The sequence below is a fragment of the Pseudomonas sp. PvP089 genome, assembly GCF_017875165.1.
GTDB lineage: Bacteria > Pseudomonadota > Gammaproteobacteria > Pseudomonadales > Pseudomonadaceae > Aquipseudomonas > Aquipseudomonas fortuita.
The window spans coordinates 3,921,709-3,941,993 of sequence record NZ_JAGGME010000001.1 but is presented as its reverse complement, the minus strand read 5'-3'; the positions used below and the strand labels follow the sequence as shown (position 1 = coordinate 3,941,993).

The 20,285-nt window shown below is 63.4% G+C and carries 18 protein-coding genes; 8 read left to right on the top strand and 10 right to left on the bottom strand.

The annotated features are described in order from the left end of the window. Window position 1: 1 nt before the first annotated feature. From J3A71_RS18075 to J3A71_RS18040, 8 genes are all read left to right on the top strand, one after another. Window positions 2–877: a transporter substrate-binding domain-containing protein gene (locus J3A71_RS18075; protein WP_096425951.1), complete on the top strand. Its 876-nt coding sequence runs from the start codon at window positions 2–4 to the stop codon at window positions 875–877. Window positions 878–1,029: 152 nt separating this feature from the next. Continuing rightward, a complete protein-coding gene (locus J3A71_RS18070) occupies window positions 1,030–1,791 on the top strand; it encodes a quinoprotein dehydrogenase-associated SoxYZ-like carrier (RefSeq protein WP_016486185.1) in 762 nt (253 codons plus the stop codon). 40 nt (window positions 1,792–1,831) lie between these two features. After that, on the top strand, window positions 1,832–2,764 hold the full coding sequence (locus J3A71_RS18065) for a quinoprotein relay system zinc metallohydrolase 1 (RefSeq protein ID WP_016486186.1): 933 nt from the start codon (window positions 1,832–1,834) through the stop codon (window positions 2,762–2,764). 163 nt (window positions 2,765–2,927) lie between these two features. Further along, window positions 2,928–4,715, top strand: a complete 1,788-nt coding sequence (gene pedH / locus J3A71_RS18060; RefSeq protein WP_016486187.1) for a PQQ-dependent alcohol dehydrogenase PedH — start codon at window positions 2,928–2,930, stop codon at window positions 4,713–4,715. Window positions 4,716–4,855: 140 nt separating this feature from the next. Then, window positions 4,856–6,376, top strand: coding sequence for an aldehyde dehydrogenase family protein (locus tag J3A71_RS18055; RefSeq protein ID WP_096425952.1), 1,521 nt, complete (start codon window positions 4,856–4,858; stop codon window positions 6,374–6,376). Between the two features lie 168 nt (window positions 6,377–6,544). Further along, window positions 6,545–6,616 carry a pyrroloquinoline quinone precursor peptide PqqA gene (gene pqqA / locus J3A71_RS18050; protein WP_010455123.1) on the top strand — a complete coding sequence of 24 codons (72 nt, stop codon included), beginning with the start codon at window positions 6,545–6,547 and terminating at the stop codon, window positions 6,614–6,616. Between the two features lie 140 nt (window positions 6,617–6,756). Then, window positions 6,757–7,920: an alcohol dehydrogenase-like regulatory protein ErcA gene (gene ercA, locus J3A71_RS18045; RefSeq protein WP_016486189.1), complete on the top strand. Its 1,164-nt coding sequence runs from the start codon at window positions 6,757–6,759 to the stop codon at window positions 7,918–7,920. Beyond that, window positions 7,904–9,568 (top strand): NahK/ErcS family hybrid sensor histidine kinase/response regulator, encoded by a 1,665-nt coding sequence (locus tag J3A71_RS18040; protein WP_096425953.1) that lies wholly within the window; start codon window positions 7,904–7,906, stop codon window positions 9,566–9,568. The genes ercA and J3A71_RS18040 overlap by 17 nt, the downstream gene beginning before the upstream one ends. A gap of 70 nt (window positions 9,569–9,638) precedes the next feature. On the opposite strand, the gene dsdC is transcribed toward J3A71_RS18040, so the two are convergent. The 10 genes from dsdC to J3A71_RS17990 all read right to left on the bottom strand — a co-directional run bounded on the left by dsdC (window position 9,639) and on the right by J3A71_RS17990 (window position 20,285). Beyond that, window positions 9,639–10,577, bottom strand: coding sequence for a DNA-binding transcriptional regulator DsdC (dsdC, locus tag J3A71_RS18035; protein ID WP_096425954.1), 939 nt, complete (start codon window positions 10,575–10,577; stop codon window positions 9,639–9,641). Between the two features lie 35 nt (window positions 10,578–10,612). Continuing rightward, window positions 10,613–11,962 carry a D-serine ammonia-lyase gene (locus J3A71_RS18030; protein ID WP_060516754.1) on the bottom strand — a complete coding sequence of 450 codons (1,350 nt, stop codon included), beginning with the start codon at window positions 11,960–11,962 and terminating at the stop codon, window positions 10,613–10,615. Window positions 11,963–11,996: 34 nt separating this feature from the next. Further along, complete coding sequence (locus J3A71_RS18025; RefSeq protein ID WP_209953079.1) at window positions 11,997–13,340, bottom strand: gluconate:H+ symporter; 1,344 nt, start codon at window positions 13,338–13,340, stop codon at window positions 11,997–11,999. Window positions 13,341–13,479: 139 nt separating this feature from the next. After that, window positions 13,480–14,616 (bottom strand): MFS transporter, encoded by a 1,137-nt coding sequence (locus J3A71_RS18020; protein ID WP_070086342.1) that lies wholly within the window; start codon window positions 14,614–14,616, stop codon window positions 13,480–13,482. Window positions 14,617–14,835: 219 nt separating this feature from the next. Beyond that, the gene (locus J3A71_RS18015) at window positions 14,836–15,558 is read right to left on the bottom strand and encodes a peptidase (protein ID WP_016486195.1); all 723 of its coding nucleotides are present in this window, start codon (window positions 15,556–15,558) and stop codon (window positions 14,836–14,838) included. 73 nt (window positions 15,559–15,631) lie between these two features. Further along, the gene (locus tag J3A71_RS18010) at window positions 15,632–16,411 is read right to left on the bottom strand and encodes a transglutaminase family protein (RefSeq protein WP_023049127.1); all 780 of its coding nucleotides are present in this window, start codon (window positions 16,409–16,411) and stop codon (window positions 15,632–15,634) included. Next, complete coding sequence (locus J3A71_RS18005; RefSeq protein ID WP_016486197.1) at window positions 16,408–17,358, bottom strand: alpha-E domain-containing protein; 951 nt, start codon at window positions 17,356–17,358, stop codon at window positions 16,408–16,410. Before J3A71_RS18005 ends, J3A71_RS18010 begins: the two co-directional genes overlap by 4 nt. Window positions 17,359–17,361: 3 nt before the next feature. Further along, a complete protein-coding gene (locus tag J3A71_RS18000) occupies window positions 17,362–18,771 on the bottom strand; it encodes a circularly permuted type 2 ATP-grasp protein (RefSeq protein WP_016486198.1) in 1,410 nt (469 codons plus the stop codon). A 418-nt stretch (window positions 18,772–19,189) separates the two neighbouring features. Then, window positions 19,190–19,561 (bottom strand): RidA family protein, encoded by a 372-nt coding sequence (locus J3A71_RS17995; RefSeq protein WP_016486199.1) that lies wholly within the window; start codon window positions 19,559–19,561, stop codon window positions 19,190–19,192. 28 nt (window positions 19,562–19,589) lie between these two features. Further along, window positions 19,590–20,285, bottom strand: a complete 696-nt coding sequence (locus J3A71_RS17990) for a DUF3726 domain-containing protein (RefSeq protein WP_095114912.1) — start codon at window positions 20,283–20,285, stop codon at window positions 19,590–19,592.

The following is a 20,285-nucleotide window of genomic DNA, read 5'->3' as shown; positions in this document are numbered from 1 at the left end:
CATGCGTCTGTTTGCCGTGCTGTTTTGTAGCCTGCTGCTGTGGTGCGCGACGGCCCAGGCGCAGGTGCGCAACTACGACGCGATCATCGCCGCCGGTGAGCTGAAAGTGGCGGTGTACAAGGATTTCCCACCTTACAGTTTCGAAGACCACGGCAAGCCCCGCGGCGTCGATGTTGAACTGGCGCAGGCGTTGGCCTCGGCCTTGGGGGTACGTTTGCAACTGATCTGGGCACCGCCCGGGGAAAAGCTTGATGACGACCTGCGTGACTACATCTGGCGCGGCAGCCCGCTGCGCCACCAGCAGTTGGCCGACCTGATGATGCGTGTGCCTTACGACCAGGCCTACGCGCAAAAGCGCAACGATCTGGGCGAGCTGGAAAACGCTCAGGTGGTGATGTTCGGCCCTTATCAGCAAGAGCGCTGGCAAGTTGCCTACGACCAGCGCCGCCTGACGGCGGTGGCCAGTGTGGCGGTGTTCCAGCAGCACCCGATCGGGGTCGAGGTGGACAGCGTGCCGTCGTTCTACCTCACTTCGGTGTTCAACGGCATGCTCAGTGCCAAAACCCACCACTACCCCGGCGTGCAGCAGGCGTTCAGCGCCATGCAGGCCGGCCAGGTGGACGCGGTGATGGCGATGCGCGGCGAAGTTGACTGGCAGTTGCACCAGGCCGCAGACCCGCAACTGGCCCTCGGGGAAAACGCCTACCCCAACCTGGGCAAGCAGGCCTGGGAAATCGGCATGGCCGTGCACGAAAGCAACCGGCAGTTGGCCTATGCCGTGGAGGAAGCCCTGGAGGCGATGATCCGCGATGGCCGGCTCAAGGCCATGTATGCCGCTTACGGCCTGCGCTACGAGGTCCCGGAGATGTATCAATAGCGGGGCACACACCTTCCCTGTGGGAGCGGGCATGCCCGCGAAGAATGCAACGCGGTGTCTGGCACCGGCTTCGCCGGTGTTCGCGGGCTTGCCCGCTCCCACAGGGCCTCGCTGAATCAGTGGCTTATGTGTTGTTCAATCAGGAGCAGGCCATGAACTGGCGAGCGACTTTCCTGCTGGCCTGCTGGATGCCTTGTGCAGCCCAAGCTGCCACCCCAGCCCCCCAGACGGACCCGGTGCCCTCGGTGATGTGGGACTTCTACCACAAGCAGCTGCTGGGCCAGGCCGCGTTCGTCTTCGATGACCGCGTAAAGCTGCTGGCGCCGCCCTTTGCCGAGGACGCACGGCAGGTCCCGCTGGAGATCGACGCCCGGGCATTCGCTGGCGAGGTGGTGCGGATAATTGCCTGGGCCGAACTCAACCCGCTGCCGCGCATTGTCGACTTTCAGCCCGGCGAGCGCGTGTTGCCCTGGTTGTCGATCCGTATCCGTATCGAACAGGCCACCCCGCTGCGCGCCGCCGTGCTGACACGCGATGGCCTGTGGCACGTCGGCTCAACCCTGATCGATGCCGCCGGTGGCGGATGTACCGCGCCCAGCGTGGTGCGCACCCAACCCGGTTGGGAAGACCACCTCGGAGAGGTGCTGGGCGGGCGCTACCCGCGTGGCGACAGCAGCCGCTTGCGCCTGCAGGTGGCCCACCCGATGGACAATGGCCTGGTCAGCGGTATTCCCGAGTTCTTCCTCAACCATGCCGAGTTGCTGGACGCGAACGGCCAGCGCCTGGCCAGCCTCGAGCTGTACCCGGCGGTCAGCGAAAACCCCAACCTGGGCTTCGATATCCAGGGTGCCGGGCCGACCCGGCTGCTGTTGCAGGACAACAGCGGCAACCAGTTCGAGGCGGCGGTGCCCTGACCGCGCTGCCGCACTTTACCCCTGACCAGAGGCACCCTTCATGCGTTGGATGATGCTGTTGCTGCTATGCCTGGGGCTACCGGCCTGGGCAGACCTGGACTACCGTCTCACGCCTCGGCAGATCGCCGAGGGCACCTGGCTGCTGGAGGGCAGCACCGACAACTTCGCCAAGGCCAATGGCGGCAATATCGTCAATACCGCGTTCATCGTCACCGACAGCGGCGTGGTGGTGATCGACAGCGGGCCGTCCAAACGCTACGGCGAAGCATTGCGTCAGGCCATTGCAGCCACCACCGACAAGCCGGTGCTTGAAGTGCTGCTGACTCATCATCACCCTGACCATGTACTGGGTAACCAGGCGTTTGCCGATGTACCTGTCGGCGCTTTGGCCGGTACCGGCGACTTGCTGCGTCAGCAGGGCGAGGCCATGGCCGAGAACATGTACCGGCTGGTCGGCGACTGGATGCGCGGCACCGAAGTGGTGCTGCCGACCCGGGTGCTGCAGCCTGGTATCCACGAGGTGGGCGGGCACCGCCTGCGGTTGCTGGAGTTGAGCGGGCATACCGGCGCCGACCTGGCCATTCTGGATGAGAAGACCGGCGTGCTGTTCGCGGGCGATCTGGTGTTCTACGAGCGTGCCCTGACCACCCCCAACAGCCCGGGGCTTCAGGTGTGGCAAAAGGACTTGGACACCCTGCAAGCCTTGCCCTGGAAGCAGCTTGTGCCCGGCCACGGGCCGCTGGCCAGCGATGCCCGGCCGTTTGCACAGATGCGTGATTACCTGGGCTGGCTGGATGGGTTGATGCGCGACGGCGCGGCGCGTGGCGACGACATGGCCGAGATGATCCGCAGCCCCATCCCCGAACGCTTTGCCGGGATCAACCTGACCCGTTATGAGCTGATCCGCAGTGTCAGCCATCTGTATCCCCGCTACGAACGCCAACAACTGCAGCGCGTCGACGCCAACCCCTGACGCATTCCCCTGCAGGAGCGCAAGTCGAGGGGATGCGGCCCCGTACCAAGGAACTAGAAAACTCCGCACTGCGGGTAATTGTTGGCAACCGGGTCGGGACCAAGAATTCCCGGCACACCGGGAAATTTTCCCGGGCACAACAAAAAAACCAAAGGTAGCCGTCATGACCCGATCCCCGCGTCGCCCCTTGTTTGCCGTGAGCCTGGTGCTCAGCGCCATGCTGCTTGCCGGCGCGGCTCACGCCGCTGTCAGCAATGAAGAAATCCTCCAGGACCCGAAGAACCCGCAGCAGATCGTGACCAATGGCCTGGGCGTCCAGGGCCAGCGCTACAGCCCGCTGGACATGCTCAATGCCAACAACGTCAAGGAGCTGCGGCCGGTCTGGGCATTCTCCTTCGGCGGTGAGAAGCAGCGCGGCCAGCAGGCACAGCCGCTGATCAAGGACGGGGTGATGTACCTGACCGGTTCCTACTCGCGGGTGTTCGCCGTGGATGCCCGCACTGGCAAAAAACTGTGGCAATACGATGCACGGCTGCCGGATGACATCCGCCCTTGCTGCGACGTGATCAACCGCGGCGTGGCGCTGTACGGTGACCTGGTGTTCTTCGGCACCCTGGACGCCAAACTGGTCGCCCTGAACAAGGACACCGGCAAGGTGGTGTGGAGCAAGAAGGTGGCCGACCACAAGGAAGGCTATTCCATCAGCGCCGCGCCCATGATCGTCAACGGCAAGCTGATCACCGGCGTTGCCGGTGGCGAGTTCGGCGTGGTGGGCAAGATCCAGGCCTACAACCCCGAGAACGGCGAGCTGCTGTGGATGCGCCCCACCGTCGAAGGGCACATGGGCTATGTGTACAAGGACGGCAAGGCAATCGAAAACGGTATTTCCGGCGGCGAGGCGGGCAAGACCTGGCCCGGCGATTTGTGGAAAACCGGCGGCGCTGCGCCCTGGCTGGGCGGTTACTACGACCCGGAAACCAACCTGATCCTGTTCGGCACCGGCAACCCGGCACCGTGGAACTCGCACCTGCGCCCCGGTGACAACCTGTATTCCTCGTCGCGCCTGGCGCTGAACCCTGACGACGGCACCATCAAGTGGCACTTCCAGAGCACGCCGCATGACGGCTGGGACTTCGACGGCGTCAACGAACTGATTTCGTTCAACTACAAGGACGGCGGCAAGGAGGTCAAGGCTGCCGCCACGGCCGACCGCAACGGTTTCTTCTACGTGCTGGACCGCACCAACGGCAAGTTCATTCGCGGCTTCCCCTTCGTCGACAAGATCACCTGGGCCACCGGCCTGGACAAGGACGGCCGGCCGATCTACAACGACGCCAGCCGCCCAGGCGCACCCGGCAGCGAAGCCAAGGGCAGTTCGGTGTTCGTCGCCCCGGCCTTCCTTGGCGCCAAGAACTGGATGCCGATGGCCTACAACAAGGACACCGGGCTGTTCTACGTGCCTTCCAACGAGTGGGGCATGGACATCTGGAACGAAGGCATTGCCTACAAGAAAGGCGCAGCGTTCCTCGGCGCCGGCTTCACCATCAAGCCGCTCAACGAAGACTATATCGGCGTACTGCGTGCCATCGACCCGATCAGTGGCAAGGAAGTGTGGCGGCACAAGAACTACGCGCCGCTGTGGGGCGGGGTGCTGACCACCAAGGGCAACCTGGTGTTCACCGGCACGCCGGAGGGCTTCCTGCAGGCCTTCAACGCCAAGACCGGCGACAAGGTCTGGGAATTCCAGACGGGCTCCGGCGTGCTCGGTTCGCCCGTGACCTGGGAAATGGACGGCGAGCAATACGTGTCGGTGGTCTCTGGCTGGGGGGGCGCGGTACCGCTGTGGGGGGGCGAAGTGGCCAAGCGGGTCAAGGACTTCAACCAAGGCGGCATGCTCTGGACCTTCAAGCTGCCCAGGCAGCTGCAGCAAACGGCAAGCGCCAAGCCGTAGAGCAGTGGCCTGAGGCAAGCGGCCCTACTACCAAATGACGAGAGCCCCGCTGCCAACGATGCATTCGCCTGGCACGCGGGGCTTTTTACCATCGGTCCATCGCCTGTCGTGGGACAGGCATCGACCCGCAGAGGCTCAGCATGATCTACGCACAACCCGGAACCCCAGGCGCCGTCGTGTCCTTCAAGCCACGTTATGGCAACTTCATCAATGGCGAGTTCGTGCAGCCGTTGGCTGGCCAGTACTTCACCAACAGCTCGCCGGTCAATGGCCAGCCGATTGCCGAGTTCCCGCGTTCCACTGCCCAGGACGTCGACCGCGCCCTGGACGCCGCGCACGCAGCCGCCGAAGCCTGGGGCAAGACCTCGGTGCAAGACCGCGCCCTGGTGCTGCTGAAGATTGCCGACCGTATCGAACAGAACCTGGAAGTGCTGGCCGTCACCGAAAGCTGGGACAACGGCAAGGCGGTGCGCGAAACGCTCAATGCCGACGTGCCGCTGGCAGCGGACCACTTCCGCTATTTTGCCGGTTGCATCCGAGCCCAGGAGGGCGGCGCGGCCGAAATCAACGAGGGCACCGTGGCTTATCACATCCATGAGCCGCTGGGCGTGGTCGGGCAGATCATCCCCTGGAACTTCCCGCTGCTGATGGCTGCCTGGAAGCTTGCCCCGGCCCTGGCCGCCGGCAACTGTGTGGTGCTCAAGCCGGCCGAGCAGACGCCTCTGTCGATCACCATTTTTGCCGAGCTGGTCGCCGACCTGCTGCCGGCGGGCGTGTTGAACATCGTCCAGGGCTTCGGCCGTGAGGCCGGCGAAGCGCTGGCCACCAGCAAGCGCATCGCCAAGATCGCCTTTACCGGCTCTACGCCTGTGGGGTCGCACATCATGAAGTGCGCGGCCGAGAACATCATCCCGTCCACCGTCGAACTGGGCGGCAAGTCGCCGAACATCTTCTTCGAAGACATCATGCAGGCCGAGCCCGCGTTCATCGAGAAGGCCGCCGAGGGCCTGGTGCTGGCGTTCTTCAACCAGGGCGAAGTGTGCACCTGCCCGTCCCGGGCGCTGATCCAGGAATCGATCTACCAGCCATTCATGGCCGAGGTGATGAAGAAGATCGCCAAGATAACGCGGGGCAACCCGCTGGACACCGAAACCATGGTGGGTGCCCAGGCCTCGGAGCAGCAATACGACAAGATTCTGTCCTATCTGCAGATTGCCAAGGAGGAAGGCGCGCAGCTGCTCGCCGGCGGCGGTGCCGAGCAGCTGCAGGGCGACCTGGGCAGCGGTTACTACATCCAGCCGACCCTGCTCAAAGGCAACAACAAGATGCGTGTGTTCCAGGAAGAAATCTTCGGCCCGGTGGTGGGCGTGACCACCTTCAAGGACGAAGCCGAAGCGCTGGCAATTGCCAACGACACCGAGTTTGGCCTGGGCGCCGGCCTGTGGACCCGCGACATCAACCGCGCCTACCGCATGGGGCGCGGCATCAAGGCCGGCCGCGTGTGGACCAACTGCTACCACCTGTACCCGGCGCATGCAGCGTTTGGCGGCTACAAGAAGTCTGGCGTGGGCCGTGAAACCCACAAGATGATGCTCGATCACTACCAGCAGACCAAGAACCTGTTGGTAAGCTACGACATCAACCCGCTGGGCTTTTTCTAGACCGCGTCGCGGCCTCTTCGCGGGCATGCCCGCGAAGAGGCCGGCACAGGAGACAAACTCCCCTACCAACGCACCCCGCAAGCTCCTTCCAAAGTAGCATTCGGCCCTGGCGCCCCCCGTGCATTAATGCATCTACCGGACTCCCCCGGCACAACAAGAGGACTGCCCATGTGGAATAAACCCGCCTTTACCGACCTGCGCATCGGCTTTGAAGTGACGATGTACTTCGCCAATCGCTGATGTGCCACCCGGCCACTACGGTGGCCGGTTCCTCTGACTGCCCGTGGCTGAGCCAGTGCTGCTCATTGGTCTGGTTGCTTTCGCTGCGGGATGCTTTACGCTGGCGGTTACCTTCCAGAACAATAAGAACAGGCTTGCCAATGAGCCAGAGTTTCAGCCCGCTTCGCAAGTTCGTATCGCCTGAAATCATCTTTGGTGCCGGCTGCCGGCATAACGTCGCCAATTACGCGAAAACCTTCGGTGCCCGCAAGGTGCTGGTGGTCAGTGACCCGGGCGTTATCGCCGCCGGCTGGGTGGCGGACGTGGAGGCCAGCTTGCAGGCCCAGGGCATTGATTACTGCCTGTATACCGCCGTGTCGCCCAACCCGCGGGTCGAAGAGGTGATGCTCGGCGCCGAGATCTACCGGCAGAACCACTGTGACGTGATCGTCGCCGTCGGCGGCGGCAGCCCGATGGATTGCGGCAAGGCCATCGGCATCGTGGTTGCCCACGGGCGCAGCATCCTCGAATTCGAAGGCGTGGACATGATTCGCGTGCCCAGCCCGCCGCTGATCCTGATCCCGACCACGGCCGGCACCTCGGCGGATGTGTCGCAGTTCGTGATCATCTCCAACCAGCAGGAGCGCATGAAGTTCTCCATCGTCAGCAAGGCGGTGGTGCCGGACGTCTCACTGATTGACCCGCAAACCACCCTGAGCATGGACCCGTTCCTGTCGGCCTGCACCGGTATCGATGCGCTGGTGCATGCCATCGAAGCCTTTGTTTCCACCGGCCACGGCCCGCTGACCGACCCCCACGCGCTGGAAGCCATGCGCCTGATCAATGGCAACCTGGTAGAGATGATCGCCAACCCGGCCGATATCGGCCTGCGCGAGAAGATCATGCTGGGCAGCATGCAGGCGGGGCTGGCGTTTTCCAACGCGATTCTGGGTGCGGTTCACGCCATGTCCCACAGCCTGGGCGGCTTCCTCGACTTGCCTCATGGCTTGTGCAACGCGGTGCTGGTGGAGCACGTGGTGGCGTTCAACTACAGCTCGGCGCCGGAGCGCTTCAAAGTGATTGCCGAGGTATTCGGCATTGATTGCCGCGGCCTTAACCACCGGCAGATCTGCGGGCGCCTGGTGGAGCACCTGATTGCGCTGAAACACGCCATCGGTTTCCATGAAACCCTGGGGCTGCACGGCGTGCGCACTGCGGACATTCCGTTCCTGTCGCAACATGCGATGGGCGACCCGTGCATCCTGACCAACCCCCGTGCGTCGAGCCAGCGTGATGTCGAGGTGGTTTATGGCGAGGCCCTCTGAAGAACAGCAGCGCGCGCTGGCCGGGCTGTTGGGGCTGGGTGACCATTCGGCACGCAAAAGCCATTACCCGGAGCTGGCGGCCCGCCTTGACGAACTGGAAGCCGAACGCAACCGTTACAAATGGCTGTTCGAAAACGCCGTGCACGGGATTTTCCAGGCCAGCCTGCAGGACGGTATGCGTGCCGCCAACCCGGCGCTGGCGCGTATGCTCGGTTACGACGACCCGCAAGCGGTGCTGTTTTCCCTGACCGACCTGGCCGCCAACCTGTTTGACGGCGGTGCCGAAGAGTTGCAGGCGATTACTGCGGTTCTCGCCCGTGAGCGCAGCCTGCACGGTTACGAAACACGCTTGCGGCGCAAGGACGGCAGCCACCTTGATGTGCTGATGAACCTGCTGCTCAAGCCTGGGCAGGAGGGCCTGGTGGAGGGTTTTGTCGCCGACATCACCGAACGCAAGCTGGCGCAGCAACGCCTGCAACAGCTCAATGACGAGCTGGAGCAACGGGTTGCTGCGCGTACCGATGAATTGCTGGAGGCCCGCGATGCTGCAGAAGCTGCCAACCGCAGCAAGGACAAATACCTCGCTGCCGCCAGCCATGACCTGCTGCAACCGCTGAACGCCGCTCGCCTGCTGATCTCCACGTTGCGCGAGCGGCCATTGCCAGAGGCCGAGCATGTGCTGGTGGAGCGTACCCACCAGGCTCTTGAGGGCGCCGAAGACTTGCTGACCGACCTGCTGGACATTTCCCGGCTCGACCAGGCAGCGGTGAAGCCGGACGTGGCCGTGTACCGCCTCGACGAGTTGTTCGCACCCCTGGTCTCGGAGTTCCGCTCGGTGGCCGATGCGCAAGGCCTCAAGCTGCATGCGCGCATCCCGGACTGCGCCATCAGCACTGACCTGCGGCTGATGACACGTATCCTGCGCAACTTCCTCAGTAACGCCTGCCGCTACACCGACGAAGGCCGGATCTTGCTGGGGGCAAGGCGCCGGGGTGGCCATTTGCGGCTGGAAGTGTGGGATACCGGGCGGGGTATTGCCGAAGACCGGTTACAGGCGATCTTCCTTGAGTTCAACCAACTGGACGTCGGCCGCGCAGCGGATCGCAAGGGCGTGGGGCTGGGGTTGGCCATCGTCGAGCGGATTGCCAAGATTCTCGGCTACCGGATTGAGGTACGTTCGTGGCCGGGGCGTGGCTCGGTGTTCAGCATCGAGGTCCCGCTGGGTAAAGAGGTGCCGCTGGCCGCTCACCAGGCTGTGCCGCTGCCAAGCGTCGGCAACCCGTTACCGGGCCGCCGCCTGTTGGTACTGGACAACGAAGTGAGCATCCTCGAGAGCATGGGCGCGCTGCTTGGGCAGTGGGGCTGCGAAGTGGTGACCGCGACCGACCAGGCCGGTGCCTTGCTGGCCTTGCAGGGGCAGGCCCCGGAACTGATCCTGGCCGACTACCACCTGGACCATGGCGTGGTGGGTTGCGAGGTGGTCAGGTATTTGCGTGAGTATTTTGCCACCGCCATACCTGCGGTGATCATCACCGCCGACCGCAGCGATCAATGCCGGCGGGGCTTGCAGAAACTGGGCGCGCCGCTTTTGAACAAACCGGTCAAGCCTGGGAAATTGCGCGCGGTATTGAGCCAGTTGCTGGGGTAAACCCATGCGGCATGGCACAGGCCTGCTTGGTGCTTTGCGGGAGCGGCCTTTTATTGCGACAGGGCCACGCCTAAAGTTCAGTGCATGCCTCTTTCACCAGCCAGTCGATCAATACCTGCAGGCGTCTGGGCATCGGGTCATGATGCGGGTAGACCAGGTAATAGCCATAGTGGGGGGTGTCGACGAACCCCCCGAACGGCAAGACCAGCTCACCTCGTGCAATGCGATCCTTGACCAGTTGTTCCCGGCCGATGGCGATGCCTACGTGATTCAGGGCGGCGAGCGTGCAGAGGTCGGAGCGATCGAATGTGAGGAACCGGCGCGCAAGGCTGACGCCAGCGCCTGTGGTGTCCGCCCAGAGTTGCCATTCTGCATCGAATGCAGCGTTGTCCCAGGCTGCTACGTCATGCAGGGTGGTGCAGTGATCCAGCGGTTGCAGGTCGCCGTTCAATGCATGGGTTTCTGCGTAACGGGGGGAGCACACCGGGGCGATCCGCTCGTTCATCAAGTGAATGCTCTGCAGGCCGGGATGATGGCCATCCGAATAACACAGGACCAGGTCGATCTTGCGTGTGCGGTAATCGATGCTCTCGTTGCCCACCCTGATATCCAGCTGAATATCAGAGTAGCGGGCGGTGAACTGCGCCAGCCGCGGCACCAGCCAGCACTGTGCTACTGAGGGGCGAACGTAAAACGTCAGCTGGCCGGCGATCTCGGCGTGAGCGCGTTCCTGCACGGCCTCGCTGAGCTCATCCATGGTCCGCTGCATGACCGCGAACAGGCGCTCGCCGTCTTCGCTAAGGCGGACCTTGCGCGGCATGCGGTGGAACAGCTTGAGCGCCAGCTCATCTTCCAGGCGATTGATGCGATGGCTGACGGCACTGGCCGTCAGGCATAGCTCATCGGCGGCGCGTGAGAAGCTCAAGTGCCGTGCGGCCACCAGAAAGACATGCAGGCTGCCCAGGTGCGAGCCATTGAGTTTCACGGCGCCGCCGCCGGGCTTTTTCATTGTTCAATCCTTCCTGCGCAGTTTACTGATTGCGGTTACAGGCTAGCCTGCGTGCTGCGCCCTTTCGCCAGATAAGCGTTGAATTCCTCCTCCGGCACCATGCTGCCACCCGTTCCCCAGACGAGGTGGGTAGCCTGCTGCAGCTGGGCTGGCGTGAAGCCCTGGCGAGCCAGGTACTCGCCTGCTTGCAGCACCCGTAGCATACCGGGTACGCCTGCCAGGGCAGAGGGTTCGAGTTTGACCTTGTCCTGCTCATGGGCAATTACCATCAAGCGGTACAGGGCTTCGTCAGTCACGGTGTAGTAACCATCGATAAGCCGCTGCATGGCCTTGCCGACAAACCCTGATGGGCGTCCGACCGCCAGGCCGTCGGCGGCGGTGATGTTGTCGATGCCGAAGTCCTGCACGCTGGTTTCATCATGCAGGCCGGTGTACACCCCCAGCAGCATGCAAGGGGAGTGGGTGGGTTCGGCAAAGACGCAGTGCACCGCATCGCCGAACACCAGCTTCAGGCCGAATGCGACACCGCCTGGGCCGCCCCCTACGCCGCACGGCAGGTACACGAACAACGGGTGATCTGCGTTCACCTGGATACCCGCCTGCTCGAATTGCCGCGCCAACCGTTCGGCGGCCACGGCATAGCCGAGAAACAGCTGCGGGGAGTTTTCGTCGTCGACAAAGTAACAGCTGGGGTCTGATGCCGCCTGCTGGCGGCCTTGCTCGACCGCCACGCTGTAGTCGCAGGCGTGTTCGACCACCGTGACGCCGTTGGCACGCAGCTTGTCCTTTTTCCATTGCCTGGCGTCAGACGACATGTGCACGCTCACCTGGAAGCCCAGTTTGGCGCTCATGATGCCAATCGATAGCCCCAGGTTGCCGGTCGACCCTACGGCGATCTTGTACTGGCTGAAGAATGCGCGGGCCTGGTCGCTTGCCAGTTTCGTGTAGTCATCCGCTGGCGTGATCAGGCCGGCAGCCAGGGCCAGGTCCTCGGCGTGCTTGAGCACTTCATGGATGCCGCCCCGGGCTTTGATCGAACCGGAGATCGGCAAGTCGCTGTCCGCCTTGAGCCACAGGCTGCCTGCGTTCTGCAGCGATCCTTCCTCGACAAGCAGCTGGCGCAGCTGTGGCAGCGGGGTAATGTGCGACTCGATGACCCCGCCGGCCGCTGCCGTCTCGGGGAACACGGTGGCCAGGTAAGGCGCGAACCGTTGCAGCCGCGCGCTGGTGGCTTGCACGTCGGCCGCTGTAAGGCCCACATCGTGCAGGGCTTCTGCTGCCTTGGCGATGCCAGGGTTGAACCAGCTGGTTTGTTTCAGGGCAACCAGCTCGGCGATGATCGGGTGGCTTTGTTGCCAGGCTTCCAGGGTTTTTCCGTGAATCATGATTTCACCTGTAGTGCGGTATGTGCAGAGTAGATCAGACAATCTTTGAAAGGAGCAGGGTCAGGCACAAGGCGACTACCGAGGCCAGCACTGTCGCGGCAGTGAATTTTTTCAATGCATCACTCAGGGAAAGGCCCAGGTATTCCTTCACCACCCAGAACGCCGAGTCGGTGATGTGGGTCCAGCCTATGGCGCCGGCACCGATGGCGATCACCAGGATTTCCCGGTTGTATTCCGGGTGCTGGCCAAGGATCGGCATGACCATGCCGGCCGCGCTGATCATCGCGACGGTGGCCGAGCCAACGGCAAAGTGCATGATCCCGGCGATCAACCAGGCGAGGATGATCGGGTTGAGCTGCGTCTGGTTGAGCACATCGGCCAGTGCCTTGCCGATGCCGCTGCCCACGAGCATGTCATTGAAGGCACCGCCTGCACCGATGATCAGCAGAATGCCGGCCAGGGGAGGGAAACAGCGCTGGGTCAGGCTCAGCAGGTCTGCCATATCAAGGCCGCGACGCAAGCCCAGGGCCCAGTAGGCAAACACCACTGACAACGTCAGGGCAATCAGTGGGCTGCCCAAAAAGGCCACCCACTCGTACAGTGCAGCGCCCTTGTCCAGGACCGTGACGGCCAATGTTTTGCCCACCATCAACACCAGCGGCAGCAGTACGGTGGTGAGTGTGATGCCGAACGCGGGCATTGCCTGTTCTTCTGCTGGGGTCACCGTGCGTGCAGACAAAAAGGCCTGCTGGGAGTCGCTGGCTTCGCGTCTACAGGTAAAGCGAACCCACACCGGGCCCGCGATGATAGCGGTTGGAAGGCCAACGATCAGGCCGTACAGGATGACAGTACCGATATCCGCATTGAGCATGCCGGTGATGGCCGTGGCGGCCGGGTGTGGCGGGAGAATGCAGTGCACCACCATCAGCGAGGTGGCCAGCGGCACGCCGAGGTACAGCATGCTGATGCGGGTTTGCCGTGCGACCACGTAGATCAACGGAATCAGCAGGACAAAGCCGACCTCGAAGAACACCGGGATGCCGGCGATGAAGCCGACGAGCATCATTGCCCATGAAGCATTGCGTTCACCCAGCCTGTTCAATAGCGTGGTGGCGATGCGCCTGGCGCCTCCGGATTCCTCCAGCAATTTGCCGAGGATACTGCCCAGGCCGATGATGCCGGCAAGAAAACCCAGCGTGCTGCCCATGCCTTTCTCGAAGGCGGCCACGATTGCCGTGGGTGCCATGCCGGTGCCGACACCCACTACCAGGCTGGCGGCCATCAAGGCCAGAAAGGGGTGTACTTTAAGCTTGCTGATCATGACCACGATCAGGAGTATCGCAGTGCCCAGGACGAGTAATGAGCACGTTGGAGTCATCGTGTGGTTATCTCTATCGCTGATCGCTTCCGTGCGAGCTTCTTGTTGGTTTGCACCCATTAGATTTCAGCGATTTGATCGACTCAAACGATCACTCCTCACCCCATAGGTGAGCCCATGTCATGCATGGCGCCGGCACTCAATGCCGTGCCGACAAGCCACAATTCAACGCTGCCACCGCAACCGCCAGTGCCGCCCCGGCATAGGCCCAGATCGCCGGTACCTGGGGCAGCAATACCCCCGCAAGCATCGGCCCGAGCCCGGCGCCGATGTCGCGCCATATGGCATTGCCGGCCAAGGCCTGGATGCGTTGTTGCGGGTTGCGCAGGGCGACCAGTGTCATCACCAGCGGCAGTTGCAGGGCACGCAGCACCAGTACGAAGAAGGCGCCGATAAACAGCCAGTGGCTGCCAAACAGCAGCAGCGCCATCGACGTGGCCAGTGACAGCACTACCAGCATGCGCAGCGGCCCGAAGCGGTCGGCCAGGCGCCCACCGAAGGGGCTGAAGAGCATTTCGCTCAGGTAGCGCACCGCCATCAGCACACCCGCTGCCAGCACGCCGGACTCACCCAGGTGGGTTTGTGCGTACAGCGAAAGGCCAAAAATGAACAGGCCGTCCAGGGTCACCCCTTCGATGAAGGACCAGGTGGCAATGCTGTCTGGCAGGCGCAGGCGTCGGCCACCCCGGCTGGCAACCGGGTGGCCGGTGCTGGGCAGGGCACGCGCACGCCACAGCCCGAACAGGGCACTGATGCAGAGCACAAAGAACACACTGCGCGGGCCATAGGCCTGAGCCATCAGCGCGCCTAGCGGCAAGGCCAGCATTGGCCCGATGGAAATGCTCGCCCGTGAACGCCCGGCGCGCCGCGCCGCGCCTTGTGCTTCAGCGGTGGCGAGGGTCTGGGTGCTGAGGTTGAAGGTGGCAAAGCACAGGCCCCAGACCAGGCGCAGCACCAGCAGCGCGGCGAAACCGGTCAGCACCGCATTGCCCAATGCACACACGGCGGCGGCGAAGGCGGCAAGGCTGCACGCCGCGCGGTCACCATGGCGAGCGTAGAAGCGCACAACCCAGCCGTAGCCGATGATGCGCACCAGGCGGTTGGCCGCCAGCAGAATGCCAGCCTCGGCCAGGGTCACGCCGAAATCGGCTGCGTACATCGGCAGCAGCAGGTAGAGCAGAACGTCACTGGGCAGGCACAGGCTGAGCACCTGGGCGGCATTGCGGGAGTCTTGGTCGGCACGGTGGGTTTGCACCGGTGTGGCAGCGGACGACATGACAGCCTCGTGACAGGGGTGAGGGGGGCAGGATAACCCACAGCGTCTCGAATATTGCACATTGGCTTCACTGACGTGTTGCCTGTAATGGCCTCTTCGCGGGCTTGCCCGCTCCCACAGGTACTGTGCAAATATTCAAGATTGTGATGATCCTGTGGGGGCGGGCGAGCCCGCGAAGAGGCCGGTACAGGCACCAGAGGATCTGAACAGTTTGCTCATTCAGCCATAAGGCGGCGCTGGCAGTTCGGCCAGCAGGTTTTTCAGACCGTCACTCCACTGCCTGCGAATCTGCTGGTAATAGGCATCGTCGCTGGTAATGCGCTTGGGCGTCATGCTTTCCAGGCTGTTAGTGCGGTACACCAGCAAGTCCAGCGGCATGCCCACCGACAGGTTGCTGCGGATGGTGGAGTCGAACGAAATCAGGCCGCAGCGCAGCGCTTCATCAAGCGGCGTGCGGTAATCCAGGTTACGGTCCAGTATTGGCCTGCCGTACTTGCTTTCACCCAGCTGCAGGAACGGCGTATCCGGCGTGGCCTGGAAGAAGTTGCCTTGCGCGTAGACGTTGTAGATGGCCATGGGCCCACCGGCTATCTGGCCGCCGACAATGAATGAGCTGCTCAGGTCGATGTCGGCCGTCAGCTTGCTGCGGTCTCGGCTGACCACTTCACGCAGGGTGTCGGCAACCAGCACCGTTGCATCGTACAGCGTGGCAACGTTCTGCAGGTGGGGGCCGCTGCCTTGGGTGCGCTGGCGCAGCAGGTTCACCACCGATTGCGAGGTTGCGAGGTTGCCGGCGGTCTGCAGCACGATCAGCCGCTCGCCCGGTACGCTGAAGATGAACAATTTGGCAAAGGTGGAGATCTGGTCGATGCCGGCATTGGTGCGTGAGTCGCTGATGAAGACAAGCCCGTCCTCCAGGTGCATGGCGACACAGTAAGTCATGGGGTTTCCCTTGTGTTGCGTGTGGGGTGATCTTGCCGCAAACGCGCGGCAAGATCGGCCTGCAGCAAACCCGTCACTGGCGGTGCACGTGGACGCTGGCCTGCATCGCTTCGGCGCCACCGCCGCGGCGTACGCCCCTGACCGGGCAGGCGTCCAGGTAGTCCAGGCCCACTGCCAGTTTCAGGTGACGTTCTGGGCGTGTCAGGCGGTTGGTGATGTCGAAGCTGTACCAGGCCTGGTCAACCCAGGCTTCGGCCCAGGCATGGCTGGCCAGGTGCTGTTCGTCCTCGGTGCACAGGTAACCAGACACATAGCGTGCCGGTACCCCAAGGCTGCGGGCGCAGGCCAGGAAGGCGTGGGTGTGATCCTGGCACACACCGGCGCCACCGCTGAATGCTTCGATGGCCGTGGTGCCCACCGAAGTCGCCCCAGGGCTGTAGGGCATGTGCTCGGCCAGGCCTTGCATCAGCCCGATCAGCGCTGCCCGGTCGCGGTGGCTGCCGCATTGCCTGGCGGCAAATGCGATGAGCGCGCCATCGGCCTGGGTCAGGTGGCTGCCGCGCAGGAAGGGCAGGGGGGACTGCTGTTCGGCTTCGTGTTCGCAGTCCGGGTCGATCTCGACCTGGCCGCGGGCAGTCAGCGCCAGGTGGCCATGGGGTTTGTCCAGGGTCAGTACATGCAGGATGTTGCCATAGGGGTCGATCTGGCTCCTGACCTTGCAAGGCAGGTCCAGTTGCCAATCATTGATGCGCTGGCGTTCACTGCTACGCGGGGTCAGGCGCAGAAACTGAATGCTGTTGCTCACATCGCTGGCGTAGCTGTAGGTGGTGTCGTGGCGGATGGACAGTTTCATACGACCTCCAGGTAGGAGTGATGGACGGCCTGGCCCAACTGGTTGATGCGGCCGATGAAGTCGCTCAGCCAAGGGTGGAGGCCTGCGTCGAGTATTTCGTCGATGGCGGTGTAGCGCAGGCGCGCGTTCAGCTCGGCGGCCATGCGTTGGGCGGCGCGGCCGCTGCTGCCCGGCAGGCCGGCCAGGATCAGGTCCAGCTCCTCGATGCAGGCATGCAGTGAACGCGGCACGTCCACCCTCAGCAACAGCAGCTCGGACACCGGCCGGGCACTGGGCGCGGCGCGGTAAAGCTCGTTGAAGGCTTCGTACGAGGTCAGCGCGCGCAGCAAGGCGCTCCACTGGTAGTAGCCGCGGGCGGAGCTGTCGCTGACCTCTTCGGAGGCCTCGCCGAACATTTCGTAGCGCGCATCGAGCAGGCGCAGGGTGTTGTCCGCGCGCTCCAGGAAGGTGCCCAGGCGAATGAAGCTGTAGGCGTCGTTGCGCATGATGGTGCCGGATGTCGCGCCGCGGAACAGGTGCGAGCGTTCCTTGACCCAGTCGCAGAACTGGCTGATGCCGTAGCGGCCAAGCCCATTGCTGGCGATGTTGCGCATTTCGATCCAGGTGGCGTTGATGTTCTCCCACATGTCGGCGGTGATCCGGCCACGCACCGCATGGGCGTTGGTCCTGGCGGCCTGCAGGCAGCAATAGATGCTGCTGGGGTTGGTCGCATCCAGGGCGAAGAAGTGCAGCATGCGCTCGGTGTCGAGCTCGGTGTGGCGGCGGATGTAGTCGTCCAGCGTGCCAGAAGCCAGCAGCGACATCGCCAGCTCGGCATGGCCGTCGCTACGCCCGGCCTGGGGCATCAGTGACAGCGAATAACTGACCTCAAGCATGCGCGCGAGGTTTTCTGCACGTTCCAGGTAGCGGGACATCCAGTACAGGTCGGAAGCGGTTCGCGAAAGCATGGTTCAGTCCTCCACCACCCAGGTGTCCTTGGTGCCGCCGCCCTGCGACGAGTTGACCACCAGCGAGCCTTCCTGCAAGGCCACGCGGGTCAGCCCGCCGGGCACCAGGCGGGTTTCGCTGCCCGACAGCACGAACGGGCGCAGGTCGATGTGGCGCGGCGCGATGCCGCTGTCGACGAAGGTGGGGCAGGTCGACAGGCACAAGGTGGGTTGCGCGATATAGGCGTGCGGGCGGGCTTTGATCCGCGCGCGGAAATCCTCGATCTGGGCGCTGGTCGATGCTGGCCCCACCAACATGCCATAGCCGCCGGAGCCCTGGGTTTCCTTGACCACCAGCTCGGGCAGGTGGGCCAGCACATGGGACAGGTCTGCGGGTTTGCGGCACTGCCAGGTCGGCACGTTGTTGAGGATCGGCTCTTCGCTCAGGTAGAAACGGATCATGTCGTCCACATACGGGTAGATCGACTTGTCGTCGGCCACGCCCGTGCCGACGGCGTTGGCCAGCACCACATTGCCGGCGCGGTAAACCGAGATAAGGCCCGGTACGCCCAGCGTCGAGTCAGGGTTGAAGGACAGCGGGTCGAGGTAGTCGTCGTCCAGCCGGCGGTAGATCACGTCCACCTGCTGGGGGCCGGCCGTGGTGCGCATGTAGACATGCTCGTCACGCACGAACAGGTCTGCACCTTCGACCAGCTCGATGCCCATTTCCCGGGCCAGGAACGCATGCTCGAAGTAGGCGCTGTTGAAACGGCCGGGGGTGAGCAGCACGGCAGTGGGGTTGTCCAGCGGGCTGGCGCTCTTGAGCGTGTCCAGCAGCAGGTTGGGGTAGTGGTCGATGGGCGCGATACGCTGGGCGGCAAACAGTTCGGGGAACAGGCGCATCATCATCTTGCGGTCTTCGAGCATGTAGCTGACGCCGCTGGGGGTCCGCAGGTTGTCTTCCAGCACGAAGTAGCTGCCATCGCCGTCACGCACCAGGTCGACACCGGCGATATGGGCATACAGCCCACGGTGCAGGTCCAGGCCCTGCATGGCGATCTGGTAGCCCTCGTTGGCCAGTACCTGCTCAGGCGGGATGATGCCGGCCTTGAGGATGCGCTGGTCGTGGTAGATGTCCTGCAGGAACAGGTTAAGGGCCTGCACTCGCTGGATACAGCCACGCTCGACCGTGCGCCACTCGCTGGCGCGGATGCTGCGCGGGATGATATCGAAGGGGATCAGGCGCTCGGTGTCCTGGCTATCGCCGTACAAAGTGAAGGTGATACCTGCACGGTGAAACAGCAGGTCGGCCTCGCGCCGGCGCTGTTCCAGCAGCTCCAGCGGGGTGTTGGCCAGCCAGCGGGCGAACTCCTGGTAATGCGGGCGGCAACTGCCGTTCGCTTCGTACATTTCATTGAAAAAAGCCCGGGACATACCCACTCCTTGCCGCCGTCGCCGGCAGCTCATTGCGTTTCTCTAGCGGTCTTCTGGGTGTGGCCTTGCTGGTTGATGGGCGCTGTGTCTCGTGTGAGCCTCTGTTGCGTTTGATTGCCTGTGCCTTGCGCACAAACAGCCTTTGCAATGACAGTGCCGAAAACGCTTGGCAGTGCCGGGAATGCGGGAAATGCGAGGGGCATTGCGGACCGGCGCTGTCGGGGGGCTCTGGCCGATGCATCAAAAAAGGGCGGTTTTGATCAGGGAGAGGGTTTTGAACCAAGATGGGGCACGGGCCGGTGCCTGGCGGGGAAAAAAGGAAGAGTTCCGGATGCATGTCTTGGGGTTTATGTGATGCGTATATCGAGCGCCGCCCGCGCGGCGCTCGATCGTACAGACGCTGAAAATCTCAACGCCGTCAAAGGCAGGCGTAAACCACCAGTTCCACCAGCATTTCTTCGCGGGCCAACCCTGCCACCACGATCGCCGCGCGGTTAGGGTAGGGGGCCTGGAAATAGTCGGTATACAGGCTGTTGACGGTAGCCAGGTATTTACGGTCGGTCACGTAGATCAGCACCTGGGTCACGGCATCCAGCGAGCTACCGGCGGCTTCCAGGGTATGGCGCAGGTTGTCCAGTGTCTGGCGGGCCTGCGCCTCGATGCCGCCTTCCACGACTTGCCCCTGTGCATCGATGGGTATCTGGGCGGTGTAGAGCGTGCCATTGCCCACCACTGCCCATTCCAGAGGGGCTCTGGAGGCGAACAGCTCGGTCTTGATTGCAGTTTTCATGGGGTGGTTTCCTGAGTGTTGAACCGCTTCAGTCAGCATCGCTGCCGCCGCCTGCGCCATGGCGGCGCGAGGTATCGGTGCTTTCGACGAGGATGTTTTCGGCCAGCTGCTTGAGCCGTTGCCAGGTGTGTTCGTTGACTGTAAAGCCTTGCTGCAAGGTGCTCTGCGCAGGGGCGCACGCCGGTGCGGTCTGGCCAGGCCGGCTGAACAGCACCGTGACGCTTTGCTCGGCCGCATCCATGGCGCCGGGCCGGCCTTCGCTGCGCAGGTCCGGGCGCTGGACGCCGGCGGTAAAGTCGGCCATGTGGCACTGACGGGCGTCTTCCCAGCGGGCTTGCACGTGCAGCCCCAGCACCGCTGCCCGGCTCAGGTACCCCAGCAGCAGCAAGCGGTTGTGGCAGTGCCGGATGCGCAGTTCGGCCTGACCACAGCGCATGGCCTTGGCTGCCGCCAGCTCCACCACTGTCGCAGCGCAGCGCAGCACGCTCTGGCCTTTGGCGTCGATTACCAGCAGGGCGCTATCCTCATGGCACAGGGTGTACGGCTGGGCAGCTTCGGCTTGCAGGTAGAGCAGGGCTTTTTCCAGCGCACCGACGCCATCCAGACCCTGCAGTTGCAGCCAGCCCACCAGCTCGGCGGCATCCTCGCAGTCGCCAGCGGCAAAGCCCATGCCTTCGAATGCCTTGCGGCACATCACCTGTATTTCGTTCAGCGATACGCGCAT

Bases quoted from the DNA above. Each gene is read 5' to 3' on its own strand.
- J3A71_RS18075 (WP_096425951.1), top strand. From the start codon at position 2: ATGCGTCTGTTTGCCGTGCTGTTTTGTAGCCTGCTGCTGTGGTGCGCG.
- J3A71_RS18070 (WP_016486185.1), top strand. From the start codon at position 1,030: ATGAACTGGCGAGCGACTTTCCTGCTGGCCTGCTGGATGCCTTGTGCA.
- J3A71_RS18065 (WP_016486186.1), top strand. From the start codon at position 1,832: ATGCGTTGGATGATGCTGTTGCTGCTATGCCTGGGGCTACCGGCCTGG.
- pedH (WP_016486187.1), top strand. From the start codon at position 2,928: ATGACCCGATCCCCGCGTCGCCCCTTGTTTGCCGTGAGCCTGGTGCTC.
- J3A71_RS18055 (WP_096425952.1), top strand. From the start codon at position 4,856: ATGATCTACGCACAACCCGGAACCCCAGGCGCCGTCGTGTCCTTCAAG.
- ercA (WP_016486189.1), top strand. From the start codon at position 6,757: ATGAGCCAGAGTTTCAGCCCGCTTCGCAAGTTCGTATCGCCTGAAATC.
- J3A71_RS18040 (WP_096425953.1), top strand. From the start codon at position 7,904: ATGGCGAGGCCCTCTGAAGAACAGCAGCGCGCGCTGGCCGGGCTGTTG.
- dsdC (WP_096425954.1), bottom strand. From the start codon at position 10,577: ATGAAAAAGCCCGGCGGCGGCGCCGTGAAACTCAATGGCTCGCACCTG.
- J3A71_RS18030 (WP_060516754.1), bottom strand. From the start codon at position 11,962: ATGATTCACGGAAAAACCCTGGAAGCCTGGCAACAAAGCCACCCGATC.
- J3A71_RS18025 (WP_209953079.1), bottom strand. From the start codon at position 13,340: ATGACTCCAACGTGCTCATTACTCGTCCTGGGCACTGCGATACTCCTG.
- J3A71_RS18020 (WP_070086342.1), bottom strand. From the start codon at position 14,616: ATGTCGTCCGCTGCCACACCGGTGCAAACCCACCGTGCCGACCAAGAC.
- J3A71_RS18015 (WP_016486195.1), bottom strand. From the start codon at position 15,558: ATGACTTACTGTGTCGCCATGCACCTGGAGGACGGGCTTGTCTTCATC.
- J3A71_RS18010 (WP_023049127.1), bottom strand. From the start codon at position 16,411: ATGAAACTGTCCATCCGCCACGACACCACCTACAGCTACGCCAGCGAT.
- J3A71_RS18005 (WP_016486197.1), bottom strand. From the start codon at position 17,358: ATGCTTTCGCGAACCGCTTCCGACCTGTACTGGATGTCCCGCTACCTG.
- J3A71_RS18000 (WP_016486198.1), bottom strand. From the start codon at position 18,771: ATGTCCCGGGCTTTTTTCAATGAAATGTACGAAGCGAACGGCAGTTGC.
- J3A71_RS17995 (WP_016486199.1), bottom strand. From the start codon at position 19,561: ATGAAAACTGCAATCAAGACCGAGCTGTTCGCCTCCAGAGCCCCTCTG.
- J3A71_RS17990 (WP_095114912.1), bottom strand. From the start codon at position 20,285: ATGCGCGTATCGCTGAACGAAATACAGGTGATGTGCCGCAAGGCATTC.